The organism is Mycobacterium sp., from assembly GCF_025933915.1.
GTDB lineage: Bacteria > Actinomycetota > Actinomycetes > Mycobacteriales > Mycobacteriaceae > Mycobacterium.
This window is the reverse complement of the sequence record NZ_JAICZA010000172.1, coordinates 1-8685: the sequence shown is the minus strand read 5'-3', so window position 1 is coordinate 8685 and position 8685 is coordinate 1. Positions and strand designations below refer to the sequence as shown.

Sequence of the window (8685 nt, the reverse complement as noted above, 5' to 3'; positions counted from 1 at the left end):
GGCGCGGCCCTGCTCGTCGAGCGGCAGCAGCGGCGCACGCGGGTCTCCGACCGGGAAGTCGAGCAGCTCCAGGCCGGCCTTCACCGTGGTGGCCAGGCCGCCCGCGACGATGAACTGCAGCAGCGGCTTGAGATCGTCGTAAAGCTTCTGCGCCGTGTCGAGGTCGTTCGCGCGCACCGCTTCGTAGAGGTCGATGCAGGGCTGCGGGCGCAAACACGGTGCGGCCGTGCACCATCCGGAGGCCCCGGCCTTCAGCGCGTCGAGCACCAGCGGGTTGCTGCCGTTGTAGAAGGGCAGCCGATTGCCGGACAGTTCGGCGATGCGCTGCATCCGGGTCAGGTCGCCGGTGGACTCCTTGACCATGGTGACGTTGTCGATGGACTCGAACATGCGAACCAGCAACTCGGGAGGCATGTCGACGCCGCTGGTGGCCGGGTTGTTGTAGGCCATGATCGGGATGGAGATGGCGTCGCCGATGCTGCGGTAGTGCTGGAAGATCTCCCGCTCGGTGAGCTTCCAGTAGGACACCGGCAGGATCATCACCGCGTCGGCCCCGGCCTGCTGGGCGTACGTGGCGCGCCGAATGGTCTTGGCGGTGGTCACATCCGACACACCGACGACCACCGGCACCCGGCCCGCCACGGTGGCCATGGAGGTGTCGACCACGGTGTCGAATTCGGGTTCGTCGAGATAGGCCAGTTCGCCGGTGCTGCCCAGCGGCGCGATCGCATGGACGCCGGCGGACACGAGCCGGTCGACCAGCGCGCCGAGCCGTTTGGTGTCGATACCATCTCCGGTGAACGGGGTCACCGGGTAGGCGATGATGCCGTGGATCTTGGGCTCGGACGATTGCGCCACAGACAGGCTCCTCGGATTAGGTTGGCGGATAACGGTTTAGCCGGTCAGTACGTCCGGGTGCCGTGCCAGGGCCCGGCGGGCGTAGTAGGCGAAGTTGGCCCGGCTGCGCAGCGGTGACAGCGTCCAGTCGTGGGCCTCGCGGGCCAGTTCTTGCGGCAGCTCTTTGACGGTGCCGGCGGCCATGGCGGCCAGCTGCAGTTCGGCGGCCCGCTCGATGAGGATTCCTAACGAGCACGCCTCCTCGATGCTGGCGGCGGCGATGACGTGGCCGTGATGGGCCAGCAGGATTGCCTTTTTATCGCCGAGCGCGGCGGAGATGATCTCCCCCTCTTCGTTGCCGACCGGCACGCCCGGCCACTGGGCCAGAAACGCGCAGTCGTCGTAGAGCGGGGTGGTGTCCATGTGGGACACGATCAGCGGAACTTCCAGCATCGACAGCGCCGCCACGTGGAACGCGTGGGTGTGCACAATGCATTGCACATCGGGGCGGGCGCGATAGATCCAGCTGTGAAAACGGTTGGCGGGGTTGGCCATTCCCTCACCGTCGAGGACGTTGAGGTCCTCGTCGACCAACAGCAGGTTGGCGTCGGTGATCTCGTCGAAACCCAGGCCGAGCCGCTGGGTGTAGTAGGTACCGTCCGCCTCGGCGCGGGCGGTGATCTGTCCGGCCAGCCCGGAGTCATGCCCGGCGTCGAACAGGGCGCGACAGGTCAACGCCAACTTCTGACGGGTGGTCAACTGCGCATCGGCGGCATCTTTGGTTTGGAAGGCCGTCAACTGCTCGGCAGCGCGGCGCATCAAGTCGGATTTCGAATCGGTGAACGTGCTGGCCATAGTCGGCTCCCTCGGCGCGAACGTGTGACACAATCGTATCACTATAGGAAACCTTGTGTCATGAGAGGGGTGTCCGGTGACCGCACTGCTGCGCGCGGTCCGCAACCAACGCGGCCTCACCCTGGCGGCGCTAGCCCAGCAGACCGGGCTGACCAAGAGCTACCTGTCCAAGATCGAACGCGGGCACAGCACACCGTCGATCGCGGTGGCCCTCAAGGTCGCCAAGGCCCTGGATGTCGACGTCGGACGGCTGTTCTCGGGGGAGGCGGCGCAGGAGAAGATCACCGTCGAGCGCGCCACCCGCAACGCCGCGGGCGAGCGCTACCGGGTGCTGGCCGCGTCGCTGCTGGGAAAGTCGATGTCGCCGTTCGTGGTTCGACCGACGGAAAAGCTGTCCGACGATCCGCACCCGGAGCATGCGGGCCAGGAATTCATGTTCGTGCACGCCGGGAACGTCGAACTCGACTACGGGGACCAGACGTTCACGCTCGGGCCCGGCGACAGCGCCTACTTCGACGCCTCAATCAGCCACAAGATCCGCGCGGTCGGTGCCGAACCGGCCCAAGTCGTCGTCGTGGCACACGCCGAGCCCGCGAGCAGCCCGCCCGGGTGCTTGGGGTGACTACCAGGGCCGTGTCGAACAGGTGACGCCGGTGGTGGCGCTCTGGGTCACCACCACCTGGCCGTCCACCGCGATCTGGCATTGAATCTGCGGCATGTTGGACGAGTCGCAGTCCGGCCAGTGGCACCCGCCGCTGGCGTTGACGAACGCCCACTGGTTGGGGTCTGCCAGGGTGGCGTTGTAGACGAGCGGCTGCCCGGCGGTGAACGCCGTCTGCACGGTGCTCAAGAACTGCGACGAGTTCGAGTTGAAGGCCGCCTGGCTGGGCGGATCGCTGTTCATGTACCTGACGTTGCCGGTCAGGTTCCCGGTGGCGGTGACCGTGTACGTCACCTGGTGGCCGGCGGGATCCGCGTGGGAGGTCGCGGAGGTCGTCGTCATCGCAGCGGCCGCGGCAAACGTCGCCGCCGCGATCCCCGTGGTCACTGTTCGCACGTTCGTCATATCTGAAACGCTACCGAATGCGTTACCGCCGTATCCGGAAAATGGCTTCTACCATGCATCGGTGCCGACGGCATTCGAGCTTTCCGGCGGCCCCTGGGCGCCCCTGGGCGGGGCGTTCACCTTCGGGTTTCCCGGCTCGGGTATGAAGCAGGGGTGAGCCGCGATTCGGAGCATGCCGGCATCAGCCGCCGCCGGTTACTCACATCAAGTGCGGCCTCCGCGGTTCTCGGCGGCGTCGGGGTGGGCGGCGCGGCGCTGCTGTGGTCGCAGTCCGCGAGTTCCCGTGGTCCGTCGGCCTGGCTGCAGCCCGACCGCAATGGGGCACCGCCGGTCGGCGGCCTGCACCTGCAATTCGGAAAGAACGCCGGCACCGAGGTGGTGGTGTCCTGGCACACCACCGACGCCGTCCGCAATCCGCGCGTCATGCTGGGGACGCCGAGCGCCGGGTTCGGACGCACCGTGGCCGCCGAGACTCGCACCTACCGGGACGCGAAGTCCAACACCGAAGTTCGCGTCAACCACGCCCGGCTGACCGACCTGACCCCGGACACCGACTACGTGTACGCCGCTGTGCACGACGGCGCCGAACCGGAGCAGGGCACCGTACGAACGGCACCGTTGGGCCGAAAGCCTCTGCGTTTCACCAGCTTCGGTGACCAGTCCACCCCGACACTCGCCAAGCTGGCCGACGGCCGTTACGCCACGGACAACATCGGCTCGCCGGCGGCCGCCGACACCACCATGGCCATCGAGCGCCTCGGCCCGCTGTTCAACCTCGTCAACGGCGACCTGTGCTACGCCAACCTGGCCCAAAACCGGATCCGCACCTGGTCGAACTGGTTCGAGAACAACACCCGCTCGGCGCGCCACCGGCCCTGGATGCCGGCGGCCGGCAATCACGAGAACGAATTGGGCAACGGGCCGATCGGTTACGGCGCGTATCAAACGTACTTCCAGGTACCCGATTCGGGATCCAGTCCGGAGATGCGCGGGATGTGGTACTCCTTCACCGCCGGCTCGGTGCGGGTGATCAGCCTCAACAACGACGACGTGGCCTACCAGGACGGCGGCAACTCCTACGTGCACGGCTACTCGGGCGGAGAGCAAAAGCGCTGGCTGGCAAACGAACTCGCCGAGGCCCGGCGCGATCCAGACATCGACTGGGTGGTCGTGTGCATGCACCAGACGGCGATCTCCACCGCCGACAAGACCAACGGCGCCGATCTCGGCATCCGTGAGCAATGGCTGCCGCTGTTCGACCAGTACCGGGTCGATCTGGTCGTGTGCGGCCACGAGCACCACTACGAGCGCTCGCACCCGTTGCGCGGCACGCTGGGGACCGACACCCGAACACCGATACCCGTCGACACCCGAAGCGATCTCATCGACTCCACCCGGGGGACGGTGCACCTGGTCATCGGCGGCGGCGGCACCTCGGCCCCGAGCAACGCGATGTTCTTTCCCGAGCCCCAGTGCCGGGTGGTCACCGGCGTGGGGGCTTTCGACCCCGCGCTCAGGCGCAAGGCGCCGATCTACGTCCTCGAGGACGCGCCGTGGTCCGCGTTCCGCGACCGCGACAACCCTTACGGTTTCGCGGCTTTCGATGTCGATCCGGGTCGACCCGGCGGCAACACCTCGATCAAGGCAACCCATTACGCGCTGCGGGGCCCGTTCGGTGAAGTGGCCGTGATCGACGAGTTCACGCTGACCAAGCCGCGCGCCGCCTCTGCGGGCTAACTCAAAACAGCGTCTGCTGAACGGGTTCCGGTGCCCGGGTGGCCGAAACCGCTTGGGAGAACGGGCGGTGATCGCCGGCCAGCCGGTGCTTGGCGATCAGCGGGGCGGCGCGCGCCCGCAGCATGTCGCGATAGCCCTGCGGCAGGTAGGCGCCGCGCCGGTACAGCTCGCGATAGCGGCCGACCAGTTCGGGATGTGAGCGCGCCAGCCACGACATGAACCATCCGCGGGTGGAGCTGCGCAGATGCAGGCCGAACACCGTCGCGCTGCCGGCGCCGGCCGCGGCGATCTGGCCGAGCAGCCCGTCGAGGTGCTCGACGGAATCGGTGAGATGCGGTAGCACCGGCGCGACCATCACATGACAGTCCAGCCCGGCGGCGCGGATCGCGCTGATCAGACCCAGCCGCGCCTGCGGCGTGGGCGTGCCGGGCTCGACGTCGCGGTGCAGCTCGGGATCCCCTACCGCCAGCGACACCGCGACCGAGACCGGAACCCGCGTCGCGGCCTCGGCGATCAGCGGTAGGTCGCGCCGCAGCAGCGTGCCCTTGGTCAGGATCGACAGCGGGGTGCCCGAGTCGGCCAGGGCGCCGATGATGCCGGGCATCAGCGCGTAGCGCCCCTCGGCCCGCTGGTAGGGATCGGTGTTGGTGCCCAGGGCGACGGTCTCGTGCTGCCACGACGGCCGGCGCAGCTCGCGGCGCAGCACCTCGACGACGTTGGTCTTGACGACGACTTGGGTGTCAAAGTCGGTGCCACAGTCGAACTCCAGGTATTGGTGGGTGGGCCGGGCGAAGCAGTACCGGCAGGCGTGCGAGCACCCGCGGTAGCCGTTGACGGTGTAGCGAAACGGCAGGGCCGCCGCGTTCGGCACCCTGTTCAGCGCGGACTTGCACAGCACTTCGTGGAACGTGATCCCCTCGAACTGCGGCGCGCGCACGCTGCGGACGAGGCCGATGCGCTGCAACCCCGGCAGTGCCCCGTCCTCCACCGGCGTCCCGTTGACCGCGACGGCCTGGCTCGCCCACCGCATCCCATTATTCGAACATTCGTTCGAGATAGAAGTCAAGCGATGTCTGCAGGGAAACGGCCCGCCATCGCGCCATCCTCATCCGCGTCCCTTGTGCACCTGCGAAAGTCGGGGTTGTGCGGGGTAGCAAACCAGTTTATTTTCGGTTAACCAATCCGAAGGCGGGTGTTGCACGCATGCGTTTGATCCATGCCGTTGTGGCGGTAGGCGTCCCCGTCGTCGTGCTGATGGGGGCGTCGCCGGCTCACGCGGACACCGGCGTCGATGGTTACGTGCAATGCATCGGAGGCGACGCGAAGCCCCCGCCGCCGGGGGTGAGCGCGGAAAATTGGTTTCCCAGCGTCCACGTGATCGACAACGATATCGGTTCGGGCATCCCCCCGGCCGAAGTCGTGCAGAGATTGGTGAACATGGGGGTCAAACCGGACGACGCCGCCCGCCGAGTGCAGTGTTATCTGGCCACCTTGCCGCATTAGCCCAAATACCCTCGGCTAAATCGCCGTACAGTCCACACATTCCTCTCGCTGACGCGCTCAGAACGGCGGGGGCTCCCCATCGCCAACGCCATGGGTTAGTTCGGAACCCCAAGTATACGAAGGCTTTTGGGCCTGCCGGGCCAGCCGGGCGTCGCGGTTGTGGCGGCGTTCGACGGCGATGCGGGTGGCCCGGTCTTGGGCGCGGGTGCGGTGGCGTTGGGGCATCATCGCGCTGCGCTCGCCGCAGGGTTCGGGTCTAGGCGCCGCGGGCGGTTCAGGGATGTCGCCGGTGGGCGCGCACAAGCTGGGGAACAGCAGCGCGCTGCCCGGGGTGCTCACGTAGGTGTGCCCGTCGGGCAGCGTCCAGATCACCGTGCCATCGGGTAGCTGTTTGTCGCGCCAGCCCCAGAACGTCTTCAGCAAATGATGTTGCCTACACAGGCATTTCAGGTTCGATGCATGAGTGAGTCCACCATCGGCATACGGGATCGTGTGGTCCAGATCGCAGCCGACGGCCGGGCGATCACACCCCGGGGCCCGACAGGTCAGATCCCGGCACCGCACGAAATCGGCCAACGCCCTCGACGGCGCATACCCAGGCTCAGCCGGCCCATCCCCGGGGTGGACCAGGGCCACCAGCCGGGCCGAGGCGGCCAACTCGGCCAGCAACTCCGGCGGGGTCAACCCCTCAGCTCCGATCTGCGCGCCCGGCGCCACACCGGCGCCGGCCACGCTGGCCTGCTGGGCGATCATGTGGATCACCACCGGCCCCGCGGGCCGCTCACCGGCCGCGCAATCCGGGCGCCCGCAGCGACACCCCAGCCGATCGGCATCGGCCGCCAATGCCCCCAGCCCATCGGCGCGGCGCTGCTCCCGGGTGCGCGGATCGTGCGCACACACCGTGGCCGCCAACGCATCCAAACGCTGATCCAAAGCGTGCGCATCCGGACTCGCCAGGGTGCCCTCAAGATGCGTCAACCCGTCGCCCATGTCGGCGAACCACACTGCCCGGCCGGCGGCGCGTTCCTTGCGGCGCCGCACCGCATCCACATCAGCACGAGCCACCACCTTGTCCACCAGCGCGGCCAACCGGCCCTGACTCAGCGACGGCCACCGAAACACCGTGACCGCTAACTCGGCATCCACCGCCGCCAACACTTCCGGGTCGACGATCAAATCCGTGCGGAACACCATCGTCTGAAACATCCGGTAATCGATATCCCCGGCCGCAAACACCGCGCCCACCTTCGGCAGCCGCTCGCGCATCGCCCGGGCATCACGCACCCGGCTGCCGGCCAGCCCCGGACCGATCCGCAATGCCGCGCCCACCTCCGCGGCGACGGCCGCCTCGGTATCCACCGCCCACTCCTCGGTCTCCGCACACCGCGACAACCGATACGCAAACAACTCCCCCACCGCCACCAACTGCGCGGCCGCCGCCCGATTCTCCACCCGCGCCGCCATACCGATGCGCTCCAACAATGCCGCCGATTCTGGAGTTGCCGACGGATAGCACCGCTCGATGAGCTCATCGAACCGAGCGATCACATCTTCGAACACATGTTCGAGTATGCCACAGGGCACCGACATTTGTTGACGTGCTTCGTCGCCGCGGAGATGTCGGGTCTCTCGCGGTCCGGCCACGGCGAACGAAGGTCGCCGCCGGGGCTAAGCTTCGCTCGTATCGTCCCTACGCCGGCTGCGAGGACTCATGACCGAACGCATCGAAACGCAGCGCACTATCGCGGCGGCGGCGCCGGCCATCTTCGCCGTGCTGTGCGACCCGCAGGGCCATGTGGCGATCGACTCGTCCGGGATGCTCCAAGACGCCGAGGGCGATCCGGTGCGCGGCGTCGGCGACCACTTCGTCGTGCACATGGATCGCGAATCCTTGAACGACTTTCCGCAATTGGGTAAATACGACGTCACCGTCGACATCACGGAGTTCGAACAGGATCGCCTGATCGCGTGGACGGTTCTCGGCCAGATCCAGCCGCCGATCGGCCACGTGTACGGCTATGCGCTCGCACCCACCGCAGACGGTGCGGCCACCGTGGTCACCTCGTTCTACGACTGGTCGAACATCGACCCCACGTGGCGCGAAGCCGGAATCTTCCCGATTCTGTCCGAGGGGGCGCTGCGCGCGACCCTGGGAATTCTCGATCGCACCGTCCGCCGCGGTTATCCACGCGGAATAATGCTGTAAGTCCAACGGCGAGAAAGGACCCGACATGTTGCATTCGGTGATTCTGGCGAGTTCGGATCCCATCGCGGCCGGCTTCATTCTGCGTGGCATCAAAGGGATTTTCGTCGCGATCGGCAGCATCATCGCCGCAATAGTCTGCGGCGTCATCGCAATGATGAAGGGCCGCAATCCACTGGGATGGGGAATCCTTGGGCTGTTCTTCTCCATCCTCACGTTGATCGTGGTTATCGTCATTCCCAGTAAGAAATGACGGTGCTGCGCTCTCCCACGCCAGCGCGCTGAGAACGGCGGCGGCTCCCCATCGCCGACGGCATGGGTTGATCCGTAATCCCAAGTATACGAAGACTTTTCGACTTGGCGCGCCCTTCGGTTGCGTCGGCGTTCGACGGCGATGCGTGTGGCCCGGTCTTGGGTGCGGGTGCGGCGGCGTCGGGGCATCATCGCGGTGCGGTCACCGCAGGGGCTGGAGGCAGCAGGTAGC

10 protein-coding genes are annotated in these 8685 nt (G+C 67.1%); 5 read left to right on the top strand and 5 right to left on the bottom strand.

The window, feature by feature from the left end; all coding sequences use genetic code 11:
• Together Q0W90_RS20825 and Q0W90_RS20820 are read right to left on the bottom strand one after the other, a co-directional pair.
• Positions 1-858 (bottom strand): dihydrodipicolinate synthase family protein (locus Q0W90_RS20825; protein WP_297776310.1); only part of this gene is annotated, 858 nt, incomplete at its 3' end.
• 36 nt (positions 859-894) lie between these two features.
• Entirely contained in the window at positions 895-1692 is a 798-nt protein-coding gene (locus tag Q0W90_RS20820; protein WP_297602258.1) for an aldolase, read from the bottom strand.
• A 76-nt stretch (positions 1693-1768) separates the two neighbouring features.
• Here Q0W90_RS20820 and Q0W90_RS20815 point away from each other — a divergent pair, with 76 nt between their 5' ends.
• A complete protein-coding gene (locus Q0W90_RS20815) occupies positions 1769-2314 on the top strand; it encodes an XRE family transcriptional regulator (protein ID WP_297776307.1) in 546 nt (181 codons plus the stop codon).
• Here Q0W90_RS20815 and Q0W90_RS20810 read toward each other — a convergent pair whose 3' ends face one another.
• Entirely contained in the window at positions 2315-2758 is a 444-nt protein-coding gene (locus Q0W90_RS20810) for a hypothetical protein (protein ID WP_297698543.1), read from the bottom strand.
• A 153-nt stretch (positions 2759-2911) separates the two neighbouring features.
• Here Q0W90_RS20810 and Q0W90_RS20805 point away from each other — a divergent pair, with 153 nt between their 5' ends.
• A complete protein-coding gene (locus Q0W90_RS20805) occupies positions 2912-4495 on the top strand; it encodes a metallophosphoesterase family protein (RefSeq protein ID WP_297776304.1) in 1584 nt (527 codons plus the stop codon).
• A gap of 1 nt (position 4496) precedes the next feature.
• On the opposite strand, the gene Q0W90_RS20800 is transcribed toward Q0W90_RS20805, so the two are convergent.
• Positions 4497-5525: an Rv2578c family radical SAM protein gene (locus tag Q0W90_RS20800; RefSeq protein WP_297698547.1), complete on the bottom strand. Its 1029-nt coding sequence runs from the start codon at positions 5523-5525 to the stop codon at positions 4497-4499.
• A gap of 173 nt (positions 5526-5698) precedes the next feature.
• Between Q0W90_RS20800 and Q0W90_RS20795 the strand changes: the two genes are divergently transcribed.
• Entirely contained in the window at positions 5699-5998 is a 300-nt protein-coding gene (locus Q0W90_RS20795; protein WP_297602136.1) for a hypothetical protein, read from the top strand.
• 57 nt (positions 5999-6055) lie between these two features.
• Here Q0W90_RS20795 and Q0W90_RS20790 read toward each other — a convergent pair whose 3' ends face one another.
• Positions 6056-7588: an HNH endonuclease signature motif containing protein gene (locus Q0W90_RS20790; protein WP_297776300.1), complete on the bottom strand. Its 1533-nt coding sequence runs from the start codon at positions 7586-7588 to the stop codon at positions 6056-6058.
• Positions 7589-7709: 121 nt separating this feature from the next.
• Here Q0W90_RS20790 and Q0W90_RS20785 point away from each other — a divergent pair, with 121 nt between their 5' ends.
• Positions 7710-8204 (top strand): polyketide cyclase, encoded by a 495-nt coding sequence (locus Q0W90_RS20785; RefSeq protein ID WP_297599440.1) that lies wholly within the window; start codon positions 7710-7712, stop codon positions 8202-8204.
• A 25-nt stretch (positions 8205-8229) separates the two neighbouring features.
• A complete protein-coding gene (locus Q0W90_RS20780) occupies positions 8230-8454 on the top strand; it encodes a deoxyribodipyrimidine photolyase (RefSeq protein ID WP_297599439.1) in 225 nt (74 codons plus the stop codon).
• Positions 8455-8685 lie beyond the last annotated feature (231 nt).

What these genes read in the sequence shown, in the direction of transcription:
- Q0W90_RS20820 (WP_297602258.1), bottom strand. Translation starts at nt 1,692, where the DNA reads ATGGCCAGCACGTTCACCGATTCGAAATCCGACTTGATGCGCCGCGCT.
- Q0W90_RS20810 (WP_297698543.1), bottom strand. Translation starts at nt 2,758, where the DNA reads ATGACGAACGTGCGAACAGTGACCACGGGGATCGCGGCGGCGACGTTT.
- Q0W90_RS20800 (WP_297698547.1), bottom strand. Translation starts at nt 5,525, where the DNA reads ATGCGGTGGGCGAGCCAGGCCGTCGCGGTCAACGGGACGCCGGTGGAG.
- Q0W90_RS20795 (WP_297602136.1), top strand. Translation starts at nt 5,699, where the DNA reads ATGCGTTTGATCCATGCCGTTGTGGCGGTAGGCGTCCCCGTCGTCGTG.
- Q0W90_RS20790 (WP_297776300.1), bottom strand. Translation starts at nt 7,588, where the DNA reads ATGTCGGTGCCCTGTGGCATACTCGAACATGTGTTCGAAGATGTGATC.
- Q0W90_RS20785 (WP_297599440.1), top strand. Translation starts at nt 7,710, where the DNA reads ATGACCGAACGCATCGAAACGCAGCGCACTATCGCGGCGGCGGCGCCG.
- Q0W90_RS20780 (WP_297599439.1), top strand. Translation starts at nt 8,230, where the DNA reads ATGTTGCATTCGGTGATTCTGGCGAGTTCGGATCCCATCGCGGCCGGC.